At 67.1% G+C, this 20,255-nt stretch carries 18 protein-coding genes; 9 read left to right on the top strand and 9 right to left on the bottom strand.

From position 1 onward, the window contains the following. Positions 1-92: 92 nt before the first annotated feature. Positions 93-809 carry a two-component system response regulator PrrA gene (gene prrA, locus A5784_RS22050; protein ID WP_170064294.1) on the bottom strand — a complete coding sequence of 239 codons (717 nt, stop codon included), beginning with the start codon at positions 807-809 and terminating at the stop codon, positions 93-95. 73 nt (positions 810-882) lie between these two features. Between prrA and A5784_RS22045 the strand changes: the two genes are divergently transcribed. Genes A5784_RS22045 through A5784_RS22020 form a run of 6 tightly spaced genes read left to right on the top strand, consistent with a single transcriptional unit; the run spans position 883 to position 8,631 of the window. Beyond that, complete coding sequence (locus A5784_RS22045; protein ID WP_064947024.1) at positions 883-1,872, top strand: phospholipase D-like domain-containing protein; 990 nt, start codon at positions 883-885, stop codon at positions 1,870-1,872. Then, the gene (locus tag A5784_RS22040) at positions 1,865-2,443 is read left to right on the top strand and encodes a chromate transporter (protein ID WP_064947023.1); all 579 of its coding nucleotides are present in this window, start codon (positions 1,865-1,867) and stop codon (positions 2,441-2,443) included. Before A5784_RS22045 ends, A5784_RS22040 begins: the two co-directional genes overlap by 8 nt. Next, positions 2,440-3,000, top strand: a complete 561-nt coding sequence (locus A5784_RS22035) for a chromate transporter (RefSeq protein ID WP_064947060.1) — start codon at positions 2,440-2,442, stop codon at positions 2,998-3,000. The genes A5784_RS22040 and A5784_RS22035 overlap by 4 nt, the downstream gene beginning before the upstream one ends. A gap of 56 nt (positions 3,001-3,056) precedes the next feature. After that, on the top strand, positions 3,057-4,940 hold the full coding sequence (locus A5784_RS22030) for an ABC transporter ATP-binding protein (RefSeq protein WP_064947022.1): 1,884 nt from the start codon (positions 3,057-3,059) through the stop codon (positions 4,938-4,940). A gap of 38 nt (positions 4,941-4,978) precedes the next feature. Then, on the top strand, positions 4,979-6,805 hold the full coding sequence (locus tag A5784_RS22025) for an ABC transporter ATP-binding protein (RefSeq protein WP_064947021.1): 1,827 nt from the start codon (positions 4,979-4,981) through the stop codon (positions 6,803-6,805). After that, a complete protein-coding gene (locus A5784_RS22020) occupies positions 6,802-8,631 on the top strand; it encodes an ABC transporter ATP-binding protein (protein WP_064947020.1) in 1,830 nt (609 codons plus the stop codon). The genes A5784_RS22025 and A5784_RS22020 overlap by 4 nt, the downstream gene beginning before the upstream one ends. 52 nt (positions 8,632-8,683) lie before the next feature. Here the strand turns inward: A5784_RS22020 and A5784_RS22015 are convergent, their stop codons facing one another. From A5784_RS22015 to A5784_RS21985, 7 genes are all read right to left on the bottom strand, one after another. Beyond that, entirely contained in the window at positions 8,684-9,214 is a 531-nt protein-coding gene (locus A5784_RS22015) for a hypothetical protein (protein WP_082945006.1), read from the bottom strand. After that, positions 9,211-10,293 (bottom strand): hypothetical protein, encoded by a 1,083-nt coding sequence (locus A5784_RS22010; RefSeq protein ID WP_064947019.1) that lies wholly within the window; start codon positions 10,291-10,293, stop codon positions 9,211-9,213. Before A5784_RS22010 ends, A5784_RS22015 begins: the two co-directional genes overlap by 4 nt. 9 nt (positions 10,294-10,302) lie before the next feature. Beyond that, entirely contained in the window at positions 10,303-10,710 is a 408-nt protein-coding gene (locus A5784_RS22005; RefSeq protein ID WP_064947018.1) for a FixH family protein, read from the bottom strand. After that, positions 10,707-12,119 carry a DUF8832 domain-containing protein gene (locus A5784_RS22000; RefSeq protein ID WP_197514832.1) on the bottom strand — a complete coding sequence of 471 codons (1,413 nt, stop codon included), beginning with the start codon at positions 12,117-12,119 and terminating at the stop codon, positions 10,707-10,709. The genes A5784_RS22005 and A5784_RS22000 overlap by 4 nt, the downstream gene beginning before the upstream one ends. 50 nt (positions 12,120-12,169) lie before the next feature. Then, complete coding sequence (locus A5784_RS21995; RefSeq protein ID WP_232006189.1) at positions 12,170-12,976, bottom strand: DUF1214 domain-containing protein; 807 nt, start codon at positions 12,974-12,976, stop codon at positions 12,170-12,172. A gap of 137 nt (positions 12,977-13,113) precedes the next feature. Next, entirely contained in the window at positions 13,114-14,250 is a 1,137-nt protein-coding gene (locus A5784_RS21990; protein WP_064947016.1) for an epoxide hydrolase family protein, read from the bottom strand. Positions 14,251-14,273: 23 nt separating this feature from the next. Further along, entirely contained in the window at positions 14,274-15,413 is a 1,140-nt protein-coding gene (locus tag A5784_RS21985; protein ID WP_064947058.1) for an FAD-dependent oxidoreductase, read from the bottom strand. A gap of 101 nt (positions 15,414-15,514) precedes the next feature. Between A5784_RS21985 and A5784_RS21980 the strand changes: the two genes are divergently transcribed. Further along, a complete protein-coding gene (locus A5784_RS21980) occupies positions 15,515-16,066 on the top strand; it encodes a TetR/AcrR family transcriptional regulator (RefSeq protein WP_064947057.1) in 552 nt (183 codons plus the stop codon). Here A5784_RS21980 and A5784_RS21975 read toward each other — a convergent pair. Next, positions 16,049-16,933 (bottom strand): helix-turn-helix transcriptional regulator, encoded by an 885-nt coding sequence (locus A5784_RS21975; RefSeq protein ID WP_232006186.1) that lies wholly within the window; start codon positions 16,931-16,933, stop codon positions 16,049-16,051. The two genes, A5784_RS21980 and A5784_RS21975, sit on opposite strands and share 18 nt — an antisense overlap. 14 nt (positions 16,934-16,947) lie before the next feature. Here A5784_RS21975 and A5784_RS21970 point away from each other — a divergent pair, with 14 nt between their 5' ends. Both A5784_RS21970 and A5784_RS21965 read left to right on the top strand, forming a co-directional pair. Further along, entirely contained in the window at positions 16,948-18,645 is a 1,698-nt protein-coding gene (locus A5784_RS21970) for an AMP-binding protein (RefSeq protein ID WP_064947014.1), read from the top strand. Beyond that, positions 18,645-20,255 (top strand): AMP-binding protein, encoded by a 1,611-nt coding sequence (locus A5784_RS21965; RefSeq protein WP_064947013.1) that lies wholly within the window; start codon positions 18,645-18,647, stop codon positions 20,253-20,255. The genes A5784_RS21970 and A5784_RS21965 overlap by 1 nt, the downstream gene beginning before the upstream one ends.

The raw sequence follows: 20,255 nt of genomic DNA, 5'->3' as shown, positions 1-20,255 counted from the left end.
TCCTCGCGCAAGCGCTCGTCATGTGTCGTTGATTCCTCGCGCAAGCGCTCGTCATGTGCCGTTGATTCCTCGCGCAAGCGCTCGTCATGTCGCTACTGGGTCCTCAACACGAAGCCCACCCCGCGCACGGTGTGCAGCAGCCTCGGCGCACCGCCGGCCTCCAGCTTGCGGCGCAGATAGCCGATGAACACGTCGACGACGTTGGTGTCGGCGGCGAAGTCGTAGCCCCACACCAATTCCAGCAGCTGCGCACGTGACAGCACCGCGGTCTTGTGTTCGGCGAGCACCGCGAGCAGATCGAATTCCCGTTTGGTCAGGTCCACGTCGACGCCGTTGACCCGCGCGCGCCTGCCCGGGATGTCGACTTCGAGCGGACCGACCTGGATGGTCTCCGACGAGAACGTGGCCGACGAGCCGCGCCGGCGCAGGAGGGCCTTGACCCGGGCGACCAACTCGGCCAACACGAACGGTTTCACGAGATAGTCGTCCGCGCCCGCCTCCAGCCCGGCGACGCGGTCATCGACGCTGCTGCGCGCCGAAAGCACGCACACCGGAACGTCGTTGTCCATTGCGCGTAGGGCCGTCACGACGCTCACGCCGTCGAGCACCGGCATGTTGATGTCGAGCACGATGGCGTCGGGCCGGGTTTCGGTGGCGCTGCGCAGTGCTTCGGCGCCGTCGACTGCCGTCGACACGTCGAACCCGGACAGCCGCAACCCACGCTCCAACGAAGCGAGAACGTCGGGGTCGTCATCCACCACGAGCACTCGGGGGGAACCCCCACCGGCAGAACTGTCCATGCCCGCCATCTTGCCCGATGACGTACTCCGATTCGCGCAGGCACGTCTGGCCGACACCATTGAGTGCTAGCATCCGGCCCTTATGCTGCCTGTGTCGCCGCGGCTCATCGTCCAACCCGATGACGGTGTGCAACCGGTCCTGGACTTCATCTCGTCCGCGCAGAGCTCGCTGCTCATAAAACAGTTCACGTTCACCGAGCCGTCGTTGGTGGCCGCGGTGATCGACCGGCACCGGGCCGGGGTCGCGGTGCGGGTGATGTTGAACCCCCAGCGGTCGGGCGGGGACCGCGCGAATGACGAGACCTACGAACAACTCTCCGCTGCCGGGGTGAACGTCCAGTGGTCCAATCCGACGTTCTATGTGACGCACGAGAAGTCGATCGTGGTCGACGAGCAGGCCGCTCTGGTGGCCACTTTCAACCTGTGCGAGAAGTACTTCAGCCTCACCCGCGACTACGGCGTCATCACCACCGACAGCGTGCAGGTGGCCCAGATCATCGAGGTGTTCGACGCGGACTGGTCGCACACGGAATGGGAACCAACGGTCTATCGCGGGTTGTTGTGGAGCAACTCGAATTCGCGCTATCACATGGCGAAGTTCATCGACACCGCCGAGCATCGGCTGCGCATCCAGCATCCCAAGTACGTGGACGCCGTGATCCTCGACCACATCGCCGCGGCGGTGGGCCGTGGCGTCAACGTCCACGTGTTGTGCGGCGGCAGGCACGGCATCAGCGACTGGGACATCCTGGACACCTTCGCCTCACTGCGGACGTTGCGCCGGTTCGGGGTGAAGGTGCGTAAGCAGAAGAACCTGCGGGTGCACGCCAAACTCGTCATCGTCGACGACCACCAGGCCCTGGTGGGTTCGATGAACATCGACCGCAGCGCCTTCGACCTGCGTCGCGAGCTCGGCATCACCGTCGAGGATCCGGCGGTCGTCGGGCAACTGAGCCAGGTGTTCGACGCCGACTGGGAAACCTCGCACCATTACGAGCCGCCGGATCCGCTGGACCCCTCGCAGCATCACGAGGACGACTTTCCGCACGACCCAGATCTGGTCCATGAGTGAGCAGCTCGACGCTGGAGTACAGCGGGTCTCGCTGTTCGAGCTGGCGTGGACGTTCAACCACATCGCGTTGGCCTCGTTCGGCGGCGGGCTCTCGGCCTGGTCGCGTGAGGTGCTGGTGGTCGAGAAGGGCTGGCTCGGGGAGGCCGAGTTCCTCTCGGCGATGACGATGTGCCGCATCCTGCCCGGCGCCAACCAGGTCAACATGGCCGTGTTCGCCGGCACCAAGATGCGGGGCATGGCGGGGGCCGCTGCCGCCGTGCTCGGCCTGTGCGCCATGCCGCTGGTGATCGTGCTGGCGCTGTCGTTCGCGTACTTCCGGTTCAAGGAGGTGCCTGCGGTCAAAGGGGTGCTGCACGGCGCGTCGGCGGCCGCGGTGGCCCTGACACTGACGATGGTGATCAAGACCGGGCAGAAGTGCCTGACGGGCGTGGTGCCGGTGCTGTTGTTCGCCGGGGCGTTCGTGCTCAACGGCGTGTTGCGGTTCCCGTTGCTGGGGACGCTGGCGATCTTGGCGCCGATCAGCCTGATCTGGGCGTGGCCGCGCGGCGTGCGCGAGAAGCCGGCGGCATGAACAGCCACTCGCTGGCCACCTATGTGCAGCTGATCGGGCTGTTCGGCATGCTGTCGCTGCTGTCCATCGGCGGCGGCAACGTGGTGTTGCCGGAAATGCACATGCATGCCGTCAACGGCAGGCATTGGCTGACCAACAGTCAGTTCGCCGACCTGTTCTCGATCTCCCAGACCGCACCCGGCCCGAGCATCCTGATCGTGTCGATGGTCGGCTACGGGGCGGGTTTGCAGGCCGGTGGTATTCCCGCGGCGATCGTCGGCGGCGTGGTCTCGATGATCGCCATGGTGGTACCGGCCGCGACGTTCGTCTACGTCGTCACGTTGTTCTGGCAGAAGGCCGAGAAATCCAAGCTGCGCCATGCGGTCGAGAGGGGTTTCGCGCCGTTGACGGTCGGGTTGATCCTGGCCACCTCGCTGGTGATGAGCCGGGCCGCCGACCATGACTGGCGGGCGTACAGCGTCACGGCGGTGTGCACTGCGGTTTTCATGTTTACCAAGGTCAACCCCCTGATCGTGGTCGCCGCGGCGGGGGTGATCGGCTACTTCGGTTTCATTTGAGCCACACCCGGGAAGTCGTTGACCTCATCAATTGTTGAGGTTTTACGGTGAGGCTCATGAGTATCGAATCAGTGGCGCGGCAGACGCTGTACCGGCAGGCGCATGCCCGCGGCGGCGACCTGCGCACGCTGGCGGACAAACGGCTGTTGGCGCGCATCTGGCGGTTCGCCGCACGTCACCACCGCAGGCTGGCATGGTTCGTCGCGGTCAGCGTGGTCAGTGCATTGCTGACGGTGACGACGCCGGTGCTGGCCGGTCGCGTGGTCGACGCGATCACACGGGGCGGTCCCGCGTCGACGGTGGTCCTGTTGGCTGCGGTGATCGCGGCAGTGGCATTGGCCGAAGCGGCCGTGTCGCTGGTGACGCGGTGGCTGTCGTCGAACATCGGTGAGGGCCTGATCTTGGATCTGCGCACGGCGGTGTTCGATCATGTGCAGCGCATGCCCGTCGCGTTCTTCACCCGCACCCGCACCGGGGCGCTGGTGAGCCGGCTCGGCAACGATGTGATCGGGGCACAGCGGGCGTTCTCGGACACGCTGTCGGGCATCGTCGCCAACGTGGTCACGCTGAGCTTGACGCTGGCGGTGATGCTGAGCATCTCGTGGCAGATCACGCTGTGCTCGCTGGCGCTGCTGCCGTTGTTCGTGGTGCCCGCCCGCCGCATCGGCAGCCGCATGGCGGGGCTGTCACGCGAGGCGGCCGCACACAACGCGACGATGAACACCCAGATGACAGAACGCTTCTCGGCTCCCGGGGCGACACTGGTCAAGCTGTTCGGCGACCCGGACCGCGAGTCCGACGAGTTCGCGACGCGCGCCGACCGCGTGCGCGACATCGGGGTGCGCACGGCGATGCTGCAGTCGACGTTCATGAACTCGTTGACCCTCATGTCGGCGCTGGCTCTGGCCCTGGTCTACGGGCTGGGCGGGGTGCTGGCCATCGGCGGGCACCTGCAGGCGGGCGCGGTCGTGTCGCTGGCGCTGCTGCTGACCCGGCTGTACGCGCCGCTGACCGCGCTGGCCAACGCACGCGTCGAAATCGCCAGTGCGTTGGTGTCTTTCGAGCGGGTCTTCGAGGTGCTCGACCTCGTGCCGCTGATCGCTGAAAAGCCGCACGCCGGTGCGGTGCCCGACGGCGCCGTGGCCATCGAGTTTCACGACGTCCGGTTCTCGTATCCCTCGGCCGACAAGGTGTCGCTGGCTTCGCTCGAAGAGGTCGCGACGTTGGACGACCGCGGCGGTGACGAAGTGCTGCACGGCATTTCGTTCACCGCGCGCCCCGGGCAGATGGTGGCGCTCGTCGGCTCGTCAGGCGCGGGCAAGTCGACCATCGCGTCGTTGCTGGCCCGGCTCTACGACGTCGACAGCGGCTCGATCACTCTCAACGGCGTCGATGTGCGTGACGTGACCTTCGCGTCGCTCAAGGACACCGTCGGTATGGTGACCCAGGACGGGCATCTGTTCCACGAGTCGATCCGCTCCAACCTGCAACTGGCCGCTCCTGATGCGTCCGATGACGAGCTCTGGGAGGCGCTGCGCCGGGCCCGGCTCGACGACGTCGTCGCGGCGATGCCCGACGGGTTGGACACAGTTGTCGGTGAGCGGGGATACCGTCTGTCTGGAGGACAGCGGCAGCGGTTGACCATCGCACGCCTGCTGTTGGGGCGATCACGGGTGGTGGTGCTGGATGAGGCGACGGCATCGCTGGACACGGCCTCGGAGGCCGCCGTCCAGCACGCGCTGGCCGAGGCGCTCGAGGGGCGCACATCGCTGGTCATCGCTCACCGGTTGTCGACGGTGCGGGCCGCGGATCTCATCCTCGTCGTCGAGGACGGACGCATCGTCGAACGCGGCACCCACGACCAGCTGCTGGCCCGCGACGGTCGGTACGCCGAGCTGTACTACACGCAGTTCGCCGATGACGCTGTAACGGCCGCATGAGGTAAATCGATTGCAACAGATGGGAAAATTAGGGTCTGGTGACTGAATCCGCGACAGATGCTCTTCGATCCGCGCCCGCGATCGCTCCGCGACGGGCGCGAGTTCGTGGCAGCTCGGATCTGTGGCGGCTGCTGCCGTATCTGCTTCCGTACCGCACGCGCTGGGTCTGGATGCTCGTGGTCGCGGTGGTCAGCCTGGGTGCCACGGTCGCGATTCCGCTGATGACCAAGGCCGTGATCGACGGTCCGGTGCGCCACCAGGATCAGCACGGTCTGTGGCTGCTCGGCGCGGCCGCGATGGGCGTCGGCATCTCCGAGGCCGTGTTGTGGTTCATCCGCCGCTGGCTGGTGGCGCGCGCCACCATGGGTGTCGAAGCCGATATTCGCAAGGATCTCTACGCGCGGCTGCAGGTGCTCCCGATGAGTTTCCACGGTCGCTGGCAGTCGGGGCAGCTGTTGTCGCGGGTGATGAACGATCTGTCCACGATCCGGCGGTTCCTGTCGTTCGGCCTGGTGTTCCTGATCCTCAACGCGCTGCAGATCGTCGTGGTGACCTCGATCCTGTTGGCCATGTACTGGCCCCTCGGGGTCGTGGTGGTGGTGTCGATCGTGCCGATCGCGGCCACCGTGCTGCATTTCGAACGCGAGTACACCCGGTTGTCGCGGCTGGCTCAGGACCAGACCGGCCATGTCGCAACGCATGTCGAAGAGTCCGCGTTGGGCATGCGCGTGGTGAAGTCGTTCGGCCGTGAGGACTACACGTACGACCGGTTCGATGAGCAGGCCACCCGGCTGCACGACACCCAGGTCGACCGGGTCACGGTGTCGGCGAACTTCTGGACTCTGCTCGAGGTCATCCCGAACCTGACGCTCATCGTCGTGCTCGGTCTCGGTGCGTATGCCGCGGGCCACGGCTACGTCACCATGGGCACACTGGTCGCGTTCATCACGATGATGCTGTCGCTGGTGTGGCCCATCGCGTCGCTGGGCTTCCTGCTGTCCATGACCCAGGAATCGTTCACCGCGGCCAACCGCATCGCCGAGATCTTCGATGCACCGCGCGAGATCACCGACGGTCCGCATGACGTGGCACCGCACGGTGGCCGGCTCGAACTGCGGGACGTCGGTTTCCGGTTCCCCGACAGCGATGCGTGGGTGCTGCGGCACATCGACCTGACGGTCGAGCCGGGTGAGACGGTGGCGCTGGTCGGGTCGACGGGTTCGGGCAAATCGGTGCTGGCCGCGTTGTTCTCGCGGCTCTACGACGTCACCGAGGGGCAGATCCTCATCGACGGCAAGGACATCCGGGACCTGAGCCTGCCCGCGCTGCGCGCGACCGTGGCCACCGCGTTCGAGGATCCGACACTGTTCTCGATGTCGGTGGCCGAGAACCTGCGGCTGGGGCGCCCGGGCGCGACGGACGAGGAGCTCGCGCGGGCCATCGACGTCGCGGCCGCACAGTTCGTCTACGACCTGCCGTTCGGACTCGACACCCGCATCGGTGAGCAGGGCATGAGCCTGTCCGGTGGTCAGCGGCAACGGCTTTCGCTGGCCCGCGCGATCCTGGCAGGCCCGAAGATCCTGGTGCTCGACGACACCCTGTCGGCGCTCGACGTGCACACCGAGGCCGCCGTGACCGAGGCGCTCGGCCGCATCCTGCGCGACGTCACCGGCATCGTGGTCGCCCACCGCGCGTCGACGGTGTTGCTGGCGGACAAGGTCGCGCTACTGGACAGGGTTGGTCCTTCTGGGGCAACCATCACGCACGTCGGCACCCATGCCGAACTGCTCGCCGCGGTGCCGCAGTACCGCTATCTGCTGGCCGCCGATGACGAGCCCGCGACGATCGGAGGTGGCAACCGATGACCGCGGTCGAGACCGAAAGCTGGCGTGGGCGCGTCAAGGACGACGCCGACGACGATCTGCCCATCGACGAGAGCGTGCCGCGACGTCGCGAGGCGCGGGCACTGCTCGGCTCGTTGTTGCGTCCGTACCGGTGGACCGTTGCCGTGCTGGCGCTGGTCGTCGTGGTGGAAAACGTTGCGCGGTTGGCTGTTCCACTGCTCGTGCAACGCGGTATCGACCGCGGCATACCGCCCATCGTCGCCGGCGGCCCGGCCCGCGAGCTGATGGTCATCGTCGGCACGCTGTGTGTGGTCGTGGTGGTGCAGGCGGTCAGCCGGATGTTCTTCCTCCGCCGCTCAGGCCGGATCGGGCAGAGGGTGCTGCTGGAACTGCGTCGCCGCGTGTTCCGGCATTTCCAGCGTCTCGACGTCGCCTTCCACGACCGTTACACGTCGGGCCGCGTGGTCAGCCGCTCGACCAACGACGTCGAGGCCATCCAGGACATGCTGGAGACCGGTTTCGACAGCCTGATCACCGCGGTGTTGACGCTGTTCGGCACGGCGGTGCTGCTGGTGGCGCTGGACTGGCGGCTCGGCCTGATGTGCTTGGCGGCCTTCCCGATCCTGGTGGCGCTGGTGTGGTGGTTCCGCAATGAGTCGGCCAAGACCTATCGGGTGGTGCGGGAGAGCGCCGCCCTGGTGATCGTGCAGTTCGTGGAGACCATGACGGGCATCAAGGCCGTGCAGGCCTACCGCCGTGAGCCGCGCAACCAGGAGATCTTCTCCGACATCGCCGACGGCTATCGCGCGATCAACGAGAAGACGTTCAAGCTGCTGGCCGTCTTCATGCCGGGCGTCAAACTCGTCGGCAACATCACCACGGGTGTGGTGCTGCTCTACGGCGGTTACCGGGTGCTGCACGGGCAGATGACGGTCGGCACCCTCGCCGCGTTCCTGCTGTACCTGCGGATGTTCTTCGAGCCGATGCAGGAGATCTCGCAGTTCTTCAACACCTTCCAGTCGGCGTCGTCGGCGCTGGAGAAGCTGGCAGGCGTGCTGGCCGAGCGTCCTGGCATCGCCGACCCACGACGGCCGGCGAAACTGTCGAACGTCAAGGGCGACATCGAGTTCCACGACGTGGCGTTCGGCTACGCGCCGGGTCGTACGGTGCTGCCCGGGCTTGAGCTGCGGGTGCCTGCCGGGCAGACGGTGGCGTTGGTGGGCACGACCGGGGCGGGCAAGACCACCATCGCGAAGCTCATCGCCCGGTTTTACGATCCGACCTCGGGTGCGGTGACGCTCGACGGTGTGGACCTGCGTGACCTCTCGCAATCCGAGCTGCGCAGGCACATCGTGATGGTCACCCAGGAGAACTTCATGTTCGAGGGCACGGTGGCCGACAACATCCGGTTCGGCCGCCCCGACGCCACCGACGACGAAGTCCGGGCGGCCGCCAAAGCGGTCGGTGCGGACCGGTTCATCGACACGTTGCCCGACGGCTACGACACCGACGTCGCCAAGCGCGGCGGCAGGCTCTCGGCGGGACAACGCCAACTCGTGGCGTTCGCCCGCGCGTTCCTGGCCGACCCCGCCGTGCTGATCCTCGACGAGGCCACATCGTCACTGGACGTGCCCAGCGAGCGAATGGTGCAGCGCGCGTTGGAGACCGTGCTCGCCGATCGCACCGCGCTGGTGATCGCCCACCGGCTCTCGACGGTGCAGATCGCCGACCGCGTGCTGGTGCTCGAACACGGCCGCGTCGTCGAGGACGGTCCGCCTGCCGGGCTCATCGGCCGCGACGGCCATTACGCCAAGCTGCATCGGGCCTGGGTGGACTCGCTGGCCTGACGCTTCGGCGCGAGTGGCCAGTTATGTCCCCCCGCCGCCGGAAATGCGTGCGTCAACTGGTCACTCGGCGATCTGAGCCGGTGCGCAGCCACACCACGCCGAAGAACACCACGGTGAGCGTCAGCGGGATCAGCCCGATCGCCCAGCTCAGCGGCAGCGGTGGGCCTGGTTGTTTGAGCACGTCGACGGTCAGCTCCCCGGTGCCCTGGCCTTGCGGGCCGTCAATGGTGAATCGCAGCGTCCAGGTTCCCGACGAGTCCAGCGACCGCACGTCGAGGCCCCACACGTCGCGGTTGCGCGGATGACGGCCCAGCCGGTCGGTTTCTTCCCGGCCATCGGGCGCGATCTCGGTGAGCGTGCCCGATTTGCCGGCGATACCGCCGTCGGGTTCGAAGGTGAAATCCAGCGATTGCATGGCCCGCAGCGGCCAGACAGTGAAGCCGACCGTCACGGGATACGGCCCGACCTGGACGTGCTCGGAATGCACTACGTAGTCAAGGGGATTGGCGGCTGCGGTCGGTGCGGCTCCGAACCACAGGGCGACCACGGCGCCGAGCACGGCGGCGACTTTGCGCGCCTTCACGCCGTGACCACCGCATCGTCGCGTGCGGCGGGCGCGGTGTCGGCCGCACGCAGTGCTCGCCCGAGCCGCAGCGTCGCGGCACCCAGGATCGCGGCGATGACAGCCGAAGCGGCACAGGTGAATACGACGTTGTCGCCGGGCGCATGCCGCATGCCCGATTCGAGCCACCAGGTGATGGCCGCCGCGCCGACTGCGCCGCAGCCGGCCAATAGCCATGCGCTGGAACCCTTCCAGTGCAGCAGCAGTTCCACGAGGATGCTGAACACCAGAACCGCCGCCGGGATCAGCACCCGCTCGATCGGGAAGCCCAACTCGACGTAGTCACGCAGCGCGAGGTGCTGAACACCCGCATACCAACCGACCGCCCACTGCGCGAACGACCATGTCGCCAGGTTGACCGCCAGCGTGAGCACACCGGTGCCCAGCGCCCCGCCACGCGGCAGCACCTGTGAGCCGAGCAGCACGCAGACGACGGGGATGGCCACCCAGGTGACGACGAACCAGTCGATGCTGCTGCCCATGTTGACATCGGCCAGCGCGGTACTGGTGATCGACGCATACGATCCGAACGCCGCCAGGGCAGTCATGAAACCCCAACGCCCCCAACGATGTTCTCGAGCCGCCGCGAACACGATGGCAGTGCCGATCATCGTGACACAGATCGAGGTCAGCCAGCCCTGGTGCGGTGGCGAGGCAATGGTGACGTCGAATCCGTAGAGGCCGTGCCACCATTCGTCCCACAGGCCGTACAGCAGGAACGATGCCGCCGCGATGCCGCCGACGAGATAGCCGATCGGGGCGGCAAACACACCGAGCACCTTGACGGCCCGGCCACCGACCGTTGGATCGGGAGCCTGGCCGTTGCGCTGTGCGGAGGTGGCGCGCAGCACCATGGTCAGGCTGGTCAGTCCGGCGATGGCGCCGCCGGAGTAGACGAAGAGGTGGGGCAGGGTGAAGAAGCTGTCCGGTCCGACGTCGCCGTGCCACCCGATGTCCCAAGTGAGCCCGCTCAGGGAGATCAGGGTTCCGGCCAGCATCACGAACGCGGCGAGCCGTCCCGCTGAATCCGTTTTGGTCATGGGCGTTTCCTATCCGGTGGTGGTCACGTTGAGGACCGCGTCGTAGTGGTCTTTGCCATTGGAGATCCGCACGGTGATCTCCCACTGTCCGGGCATGCTGAGGTTCACGTCGCCGCGGTAGTGCTCGGTGCCGTCGGGCTTGGCCACCACAGGCGTTGTGGCGTGGCCCATCTGGGGCATCGCGGGTTCGAACGTCACCGATTCCGGCGTCGGTGATTCGCCTGCGCTGCCGGTGATCTCGACCACCAACGGGGTGACCCCGACCTTCGGCGGCGTGCCGGTGATCCGCACCAGATACGGGCCCGCGGTGGCCTCGGCGACGAGCGGTGGCGCGGGTTTGGGCCACAGCAGCCATATTCCGGCGGCCACCGCGACCCCGGCGATCAGGGCGATGACGATGAGGCGTTGACGGCTCATGCTGCGGGGACCTCGACTTCGGTCGGTGCGGTGAGGATGGCGTAGTTGCGTTCGCTCTGCACCCAGAGCTTGTATCGACCCGGCAGGGCGAAGGTGTAGGTGAAGTCGATCTCCGGTCCGTAGCGGGCCACTGATTCGTCGGGCTGGCCGCCGGCTGCGCCAGGGGCGGGCGGAACCATCGCGTGGGCGTGAGCCCAAACCGGTGCTGTCAGTGCGAGTTTGCCGATATCGGGGCTGCTGGTGTCCAGCGGGCCGACCACCATCATGTGGCCCGTCATGCCGAGCCATGGCTGCAGGTCCGCGGTGTCGCCGAACCGCGCCCGGACGGTGCTCGGGGTACCGGCGGGGGACACCGTGGTCGTGATCCGGGCCGGCGACGGACCGGGAGCCGTCGGCGCCTGACCCCGGTCGCGGCCGGCAACCGAGCCGCGCAGCAGTTGGACGCCGCCGCCCCGCCGGGCGATCTCCGCGGCGACGGCATACGTGCCGTGCTCGGCCGGATCGAACTGCACCTCATAGCGGCCTGCCGCCACCCGCACCGGATGCAGATGCGACATCGCTCCCGACGGGGAGACGACGATGAGGTGGATCAGTGCTCCGTGGTGGATGAGCAGGTCGTCGACGGGACGGCCGGTCGCCGAATCGATGAGGTGCAGCTCCAGTGACTGGCTCTGCATGGCCAGCGCCAAGTTAACCGGCGGTCGCGAATAGTCCACGGGGGTAAGGGAATTCGCCGCCACGCGGGCATAGGGGTCGCGGATGTTCTCCACGGTGGGGTCCAGGTCACGACCGGGCTGCGGCGGGGGCGGGAACGACGTCGACAGCACGGCACCCGTGACGCCGACGGTCAGAGCGACGACCATCGCGGTCGCCGGGATCAGCGTGACCGCGCCCCGCCGCGACCGGAGTGCCACGCCGAGAGAGACGATCAGCAGCACCCCGGCGGCGAAGAACCCGTAATCACTGGCCTTTTTCCACGGCGGGGTCAGCTGCACGGGGACCAAGAACGGAATGCGGGCCACGGTGTGCCCGTCGTCGACGAGAAGTTCCCACGGTCCGGGCCGGTCGACGTCGAGCGTCGTGGTGTAGATGCCCGGCGCGCCGAGCTGCACGCGGCCGGAGCTGCCCGCGGCCCCCGCGGTGGTCGCTGTGAGCTGCAGGCTTCCGGGTGCATCACCGGCGTGGGTGACCACGTCCACCTGCAGCGGGCCGAGCACCGGGCCGACCCGGCGAATCACCACCGTCAGCTCACGGCCGCCCAGCGACTGCGCGATGTGCACGTCGGTGTCCGACCCGCCTCCGTCGGCGTGCACAGTCGGGGATCCCAGCAGCACCGTCATCACCATCAGCATGCCGACCGTGAGCGCGCGTGTCAGTAGGGTTTTCCCCCAACGGGTTGCGACCGTCACCTAGCCAGTAATAACAGATCCTGGCAGCTGATCGGCGGGCGTGTTTGCTGTCATGCCTTTTCGATGTCGGGCAACTGCCAGGTCTTGTCGAACAGGGCCTGCTGCGGCCCGTACAGCCGGAACAACACCTCGAACCGGCCGCCGGGTGCAGTGGGAATCCAATTGGCCACGTTGCACTCTTGTGCGGACGGTCCGATGAACACGTCGACCGAGCCGTCGGGATTGGTGATCAGATCGGGTCGATGCGACGAGCGGCTTGCGTACGGCAGGTCCCGGATCAGCGCATGTGTGGCACGGTCGTACACCGTGGCCGACCAGTAGAGCGACACCGGCGGGTCGGCAGGGACCCGTAGCCGGTAGGTCTGGTCACCGTCGAGCGGTCGGCCGTCCTTGTCGGCGATGGTCATCACGTGGAACTGGCCCTGGCCAAGGTGTTTGGCGCTGAAGTAGATGAAGGAGTACAGCAGACCGCGATCGTCGACGGGATAGCTGTCGGCATCGGCGAATCCGGTCTGCATGCCCCGCACCACCTCGGGTGAGGCGGGCACAGCCCAGTGCGTGCCTTCGAAATACGGTGTGGTGAAGAACCGCGGATAGCTGGCTTCGAGCCAGTCGTGTGCTGCGGCCGCGGCGGAGTTCAGCACCGTGGTGAGTTCGGCGTCGGGGGAGAACGGCGTCCCCTTCTCGATGCCGATCGACTTGAGGATCGAGATCATCACGCGGTCGCGCTGCAGCCAGGGTTCGCGTTGCACGAACCGGTCGAGCAATTCGAAGAATCGGAGGTCGTACGGAATGGTGTTGTCGTACACCACATCAGCCGCGTCGACGAATATGGTGGTCGCATCGTCGTGTCCCAATGGATAGAACTTGATGCGCTTTCCGTAAGTTCATCCATGGCCGTTACGCTAGCCCGTCCCGTTTCCCCGCGAGCAGACACCGCGGTACGCGACACGCCGGATTTGGCGCACCGCCATGTCTGCTCGCGCAAGGAAACTCAGCGCACGGTGGCGAAGAAGGCCTTCACATCCTCGACGAACAACTCCGGTTGCTCGAAGGCCGCGAAGTGTCCGCCGCGCGGCATGGTCGTGTAATGGGTGACGTTGTAGCCGGTTTCGCACCAGGCGCGCGGCGCCCGCAGGATCTCCAAGGGGAAGGACGCGATACCGGTGGGCACGCTCACGTATCCGCCGCCGCCCCAGGTGTCGTGGCTTTCCCAGTACAGCCGGGCCGACGACGCTGCTGACGCGGTGAGCCAGTAGAGCATGATGTTGTCGAGCATTTCGTCTTTGGACACCACGTTCTCGGGGTTCCCGTCGCAGTCCATCCACGACCAGAATTTCTCCACGATCCAGGCCAGCTGGCCGACGGGAGAGTCCGTCAGACCGTAGCCGAGGGTCTGCGGCCGGGTGGACTGCTGCTTCATGTAGCCCGAGTCCCACTTGCGGTAGTACTCGATGCGGGCGAGCGCCTTCTGCAGATCTTCGGTCATCTCACCGACGCCTTCGGCGGGCGGCTGCGCGATCGGCATGTTGACGTGGATGGCGATGCAGTGGCTGAGGTCGCCGCCGGAGCTGCTCCGGTGCCCCACATTGCGGCCGATCTGCGTCGTCACCGCCGCACCCCAGTCGCCGCCCTGCGCGCCGTAGCGGTCATACCCCAGCCGCACCATCAGCTCGTCCCACGCTTCGGCGATCTTGGCGACGCCCCAGCCGGTCGTCGTCGGTTTGTCGGAGAAGCCGTAGCCGGGCAGCGACGGGCACACCACATGGAACCCGGCTTCGGTCAACGGCTCGATCACCTTGTGGAACTCCACGATCGAGCCGGGCCAGCCGTGCGTGATCAGCAGCGGGAACGCATCCTGGTGTGGCGATCGCTGATGGATGAAATGGACGCCCAGGCCGTCGATTTCGGTGGTGAAGTGGTCGAAGCGGTTGAGGCCGGCTTCGCGGGTGCGCCAGTCGTAGGTGTTCGCCCAGTAGTCGGCGAGTTCGCGCGTGTAGCTCAGGGGTATGCCCTGGCTCCAGTCGTCCACGCATTCGGCCTCGGGCCATCGGGTCCGCGCCAGCCGATCCTTGAGGTCGGCGAGATCGGTATCGGGGACGTCGATGCGGAACGGTTTGATGGCAGCCATGTGTGCCATCCTGTCGCATCAGCTCAGCGGTAGACCAGACCGCTCAGGCGCCACGCCAGTTGGTGGCGCACCACGGGAAGGTGCGATGCCAACCCCATGAGCACATTGCGGACGGGACGCAGCAGCGGTGGCAGCGTGGCGACCCGGGTGAGCTGCCCGGTGAGTGCGAGCACCTGCAGGGCGATCGGCCGGCGCGCCGCGCTGTAGTCGTCGAGCATGCGCTCGGGCGCCCCGCTGAGCACGGCGGCAAGGGCGTCGGCGAGTGCCACGGCATCCTGGATGCCCAGGTTCATGCCCTGCCCGCCTGCCGGGCTGTGGACATGCGCGGCGTCGCCGGCGAGCAGCAGCCGGCCGGCGCGATAGGTGTCGGCGACCCGGTGCTGGATCCGGAACCGCGAACCCCAGATGACTTCGGTGACAACGGTTTTCCCCGGCCCGAAACCGCGTTGGTCGAGCAGGCGTTGAACGTAGGGCACGGTCGGGCACTCCGGTGCGTCGGCGGTGGGTGCGACGATGCGGAACACGCCGTCGGGCAACGGCGCGACGACGGTCAGGCCCGATTTCGCGTAGAACAGGATCACTCCCTCGTCGTCCAGTGGTGCCGCCAGCCGGACATCGGCCAACGCGAACGATTCCGGGTATTCGCCGCCACTGAACCCGATATCGGCTTGGTCACGTACCCGGCTGTGGATGCCGTCTGCGCCGACGACGTAGCGCGCCCGCATCGCGGTGCCGTCGGTGAAGGTTGCGGTGACGCCGTCGTCGTCCTGGTCGAGCCGCTCGAGCCCGAGCGGTCGGATCACCGTGCCGCCGAGTTCGGTGAGGCGCTGCAGCAGGATCCGCTCGGTGTCGGCCTGGGACAGCATGAGGGTGAACGGGTAGGCGGTCGGCAGCGTGCTGAAGTCGACGGGAATCAGCACGCGTTCACCGTCGCGCATCGTGAAATGGGGCGTGACGAGCCCTTCGGCGATCATGCGGCGGGATACGTCGAGACCCTCGAGCACCTCAAGCGTGCGGGCGGCCACGGCGGCGGCGCGCGAGGTGTTGGCGCCTTCGGGCAGCTTGTCGACGACGGTCACGTCGACCCCGCGTCGGCGCAGGTCGGCGGCGAGGGTGAGGCCGGTCGGGCCGGCTCCGATCACCAGGACGTCGGTGGATTGCATGGTGAGCCCTTTTCTGTCGAACATGTCAACGCTTGTTGACTTGCTCCATGGTGCGCCCGATCGGTCCCCGTGTCAACACCTGTTGACTTATGCTGTCGGTCATGAAGCGTTCAGCCGATCGGACCAGGGAGGCGATCCTCGCCGCGGCCCGCGAACAGTTCGCCGCCACGGGCTACCAGGGCACGACCATCAGGGCCGTGGCCGCGGCCGCAGGCATCGACCCCGCCTTGGTGATCCGGTATTTCGGCAACAAGGACAAGCTCTTCGCGACCGCATCGGAATTCGATCTGCGGTTCCCCGATCTCACGGCGGTCGACCCGGCCACGGTGGGACGCCACCTCGTCACGCATTTCCTCAACCGCTGGGAGGGTGACGAGGCGCTCACGGTCCTGCTGCGCTCGGCCACCACCAATGCTGAAGCGGCCCAACGTATGCGGGAGATCTTCGGGGCTCAGCTGGTGCCGGTGGTCGCGAGGCTGGCCCCCCCGGGTGAGGCTGAGCGGCGTGCCGGTCTGGTCGGCGCGCAGATGATGGGGCTGGCTCTGTGCCGATTCGTGCTCGCGGTGGCGCCGGTGGCGGATATGACGCGCGAGGAGATCATCTCGTCGATCGGCCCGACGATTCAGCGCTACCTGTCAGGGGATCTGACGTAGCCTGCGGGCCTTGGACACCGCCTCGTGCCGGGTCCGCGCCCCGAGTTTGGCTGTGGCGCTGCGCAGATAGCTCTTCACCGTCTCGGGCTTCAGCGAAAGGCGTTGGGCTGCTTCGGCGTTGGTGCAGCCCAACGCGACCTGCGCCAGCACGTCGACTTCCCGCGCGGTCAGCGGCGCGCTGGCCGGGGCGTCACCACGCAGCGCGCCTGCCAGGCGGTCGGCGAGATCACGCAGGGGAACCGCCAGCGCGGGGGTGTCGGCGGCCAGCCGGCGCAGATCGGCGTACACCGAACGGATTTGCTCGGTGTCGGCGGGCTGGCCCTCGAAGTTGGCCAGCTGTGCCTCGCGCAGCCGCATCCGGCGGTCCACCTCGTCACGCACACGCAGCTCGTCGGCGAGCCGGCGCGCAGACGTCAGCATCGCGGTGGCCGTCCGGTCGCCGATCGGGGCGCTGCTGCGGTGCGCGCCGTACAGCACCGCCCGCGCCGCGCCGTCGACCACCACCGGAACCGCCAGGATGGAGCGGATGCCCTCGGTCAGCACCGGCTCGTCGTAGTCGTGGGTGATGGTCGCCGATCGCCGGTAGTCGGGCACCGCGATGGGCCGCCGCGCCACCATCGAGGCCCCGCCGAGCCCCGCACTCGGCCGTACCGCCAGCCCGCGCATGGCCCCCGTGCGGGTGCCGATGAATTCGCTGAGCAACAGCGCGTCGCCGTGCACCTCCCCGCCGAACGCCAGTGGCAGGCCCGTGTCAGTAGCCATGCGGCGCAGTTCGGCGCGCACCGCGTCGGCGTCACGCGGCCGCAGCAGCGAGGGGCGCATGGCGGATACCCACTTTCGGGGGTAGCGGACGGACAACTGTGACATAGAGCATAACTGTCATGAACGAGCCAGCGACGAACTCGGACCTTTACCGTACCGCCCGTGACCAGCTCGTCGCGGCGATCTCCGACTACGACAAGGCCGTCGACGCCTTCTCCTGGCCGCAGATCACGGGCACCTTCAACTGGGCCACCGACTGGTTCGACGTCATCGCACGGGACAACGAGCGGACTGCGTTGTGGATCGTCGAGGAGGACGGCAGCGAGCAGCGGATCAGTTTTGCCGAGATGGCCGACCGCTCCGACCGGGTGGCGGGCTGGCTGCACGGCCTTGGCGTCGGCAAGGGCGACCGGGTCATTGTGATGCTCGGCAACCAGACCGAACTGTGGGAGTCCATGCTGGCCATCGCCAAACTCGGCGCGGTCACCATGCCGACCACCGGGGCGTTGGGCCCGGCCGATCTGGCCGACCGCATCACGCGCGGCGGGGCACGTTTCGTCATCGCCAACGCCGCCGACGCGGACAAGTTCACCGAGGTCGACGGTGACTACGTGCGCATCGCGGTGGGTGCGCCGGTCGCCGGCTGGCACGCCTACGCCGATGCCGCCGAGGCCGAACCGATCCGCTGGGTGGGGACGACGACGGTCGAGGACCCGTTGCTGATCTACTTCACCTCGGGTACCACCAGCAAGCCCAAACTGGTTGAGCATTCCCAGGTCTCGTACCCGGTCGGCCATCTGACGACGATGGCGTGGATCGGCGTGCGCCCCGGGGACGTCCACTTGGCGATCAGCTCACCGGGCTGGGCGAAGCACGCCTGGAGTTGCTTCTTCGCGCCGTGGATCGCCGAGGCCACCATCTTCGTGTACAACTACCGCCGGTTCGATGCCGCGGCGCTGTTGCACCAGATCCGCCGCGCGGGCGTCAATACCTTCTGTGCCCCGCCGACCGTGTGGCGCATGTTGATCCAGGCCGACCTCGGCGCCAAACCCGAAGGTCTGCGCGAGATCCTGGGTGCGGGTGAACCGCTCAACCCCGACGTCATCGCCCGGGTCCAGAACGCATGGGGCCTGACCATCCGCGACGGATTCGGTCAGACCGAGACGACGTTGCAGGTCGGCAACACCCCGGGGCAGCCGGTCAAGCCCGGTTCCATGGGCCGGCCGATGCCCGGCGTGCCGGTGGTGCTGGTGGATCCCATCAGCGGCGAACTCGCCGACGAGGGTGAGCTGTGCCTGGATCTCAGCGCGCACCCGGTCAACCTGATGACCGGGTATCTCGGTGACCCGCAACGCAATGCGGCAGTGATGGCCGGTGGCTACTACCACACGGGCGACGTCGCGGCGCGTGACGCCGACGGCTACATCACTTACATCGGCCGCACCGACGACGTCTTCAAATCCAGCGATTACAAGGTGTCGCCGTTCGAGTTGGAAAGCGTGCTCATCGAGCATCCCGCGGTCGTGGAGGCCGCCGTCGTGCCGCAGCCCGACGAGACCCGGCTGGCGGTGCCCAAGGCCTACGTCGCGCTCGCCGACGGCTGGGAAGCCAACGCCGACACCGCAAAAGACGTGATGTCCTACGCACGCGACCACCTCGCGCCGTACTTGAAGGTGCGACGAGTGGAGTTCTTCGAGCTGCCCAAGACCATCTCCGGCAAGATCCGCCGGGTCGAGCTGCGCAGGCGTGAGGACGAGGCGTACCAATCGGGGACGCCGATCGACAGTGAATACCGCTACGAGGATCTGGTGGACTGATGCGCAGCTACGACGCGGGGCCGACCGACACTCCCATCCTCGAGGAGACCATCGGGGCGAACTTCGAACGGATCGCGGCGACGCATCCCGGCATCGAGGCGCTCGTCGACGTGGCCCAGGGACTGCGTTACACCTACGCCGAGTTGAACGACGAAATCAACGTGGTCGCACGAGGTTTGATCGGCATGGGTATCGACAAGGGCGATCGTGTCGGCATCTGGTCGCCCAACTGCGCGCAGTGGACCATTGTGCAGTACGCCACCGCGAAGATCGGTGCGATCCTGGTCAACATCAACCCGGCCTACCGCACCCACGAGCTGGCTTACGTGCTCAACCAGTCGCAGGTGCGGCTGCTGGTGTCGGCGACGGCGTTCAAGACGTCGGACTATGTGGCGATGGTCGACGAGGTGCGGCCGCAGGCCCCGCAGTTGGCCGACGTGGTGTTCCTGGGTACCGGCGACTGGGATCGCCTGCGCGCCAGTGCCGTGCAGCCCGAGGCCTTGGCGGCCCGCGCGGCGACGCTGTCCAACACCGACCCGATCAACATCCAGTACACCTCGGGCACAACGGGTTTCCCCAAAGGCGCGACGCTCAGCCACCGCAACATCCTCAACAACGGGTTCTTCGTCACCGAGGGTATCAAGCTCACACCGGGCGAGCGCTTGTGCATCCCGGTGCCGTTCTATCACTGCTTCGGCATGGTGATGGGCAACCTGGGGTGCACCACCCACGGCGTCACCATGGTGATCCCGGCCCCAGGATTCGACCCGGCCGCTACGCTCGATGCCATCGAAACCGAAAGGTGCACCGGCGTTTACGGGGTTCCGACGATGTTCATCGCCATGCAGAACCATCCGAGTTTCGCCGGTCGCGACCTGTCGTCGCTGCGCACCGGGATCATGGCGGGCTCGGTGTGCCCGGTCGAGGTGATGAAGCGCTGCGTCAACGATATGCACATGTCCGAGGTCGCGATCTGCTACGGCATGACCGAGACGTCACCGGTGTCCTGCCAGACGCTCATCGATGACGATCTGGAGCGGCGTACCTCGTCGATCGGCCGGGTGCATCCGCACCTCGAGGTCAAGATCGTCGACCCTGAGACCGGCGAGCTCGTGGAACGTGGTGCGCCGGGTGAGCTCTGCACGCGTGGCTACTCGGTGATGTTGGGGTATTGGAACGATCCGGAGAGAACCGCCGAGGCGATCGACGCCGAAGGCTGGATGCACACCGGCGATCTCGCGGTGATGGCCGAGGACGGCTACTGCAACGTGGTCGGCCGCATCAAGGACATGGTGATCCGCGGCGGTGAGAACGTCTACCCCCGGGAGATCGAGGAGTTCCTCTACACCCATCCCGATGTCGAAGACGCCCAGGTGGTCGGGGTTCCCGACGAGCGCTACGGCGAGGAGATCTGCGCGTGGATCCGGCTCAAACCCGGCCGGGCCCCGTTGGATGCCGCTGCGGTGCGGGCGTACGCCTCGGGCAAGCTGGCGCACTACAAGATCCCGCGCTACGTGGTGCTGGTCGAAGAGTTCCCGATGACCGTGACCGGCAAGGTACGCAAGGTCGAGATGCGGGCCGAAAGCGTCCGGATCCTCGGGCTGGGTTAG

Origin of the sequence: Mycobacterium sp. 852013-50091_SCH5140682 (assembly GCF_001665685.1) — a bacterium.
Classification (GTDB): domain Bacteria; phylum Actinomycetota; class Actinomycetes; order Mycobacteriales; family Mycobacteriaceae; genus Mycobacterium.
The sequence above is the reverse complement of the archived record's forward strand: the minus strand, read 5'-3'. Positions and strand labels throughout refer to the sequence as shown.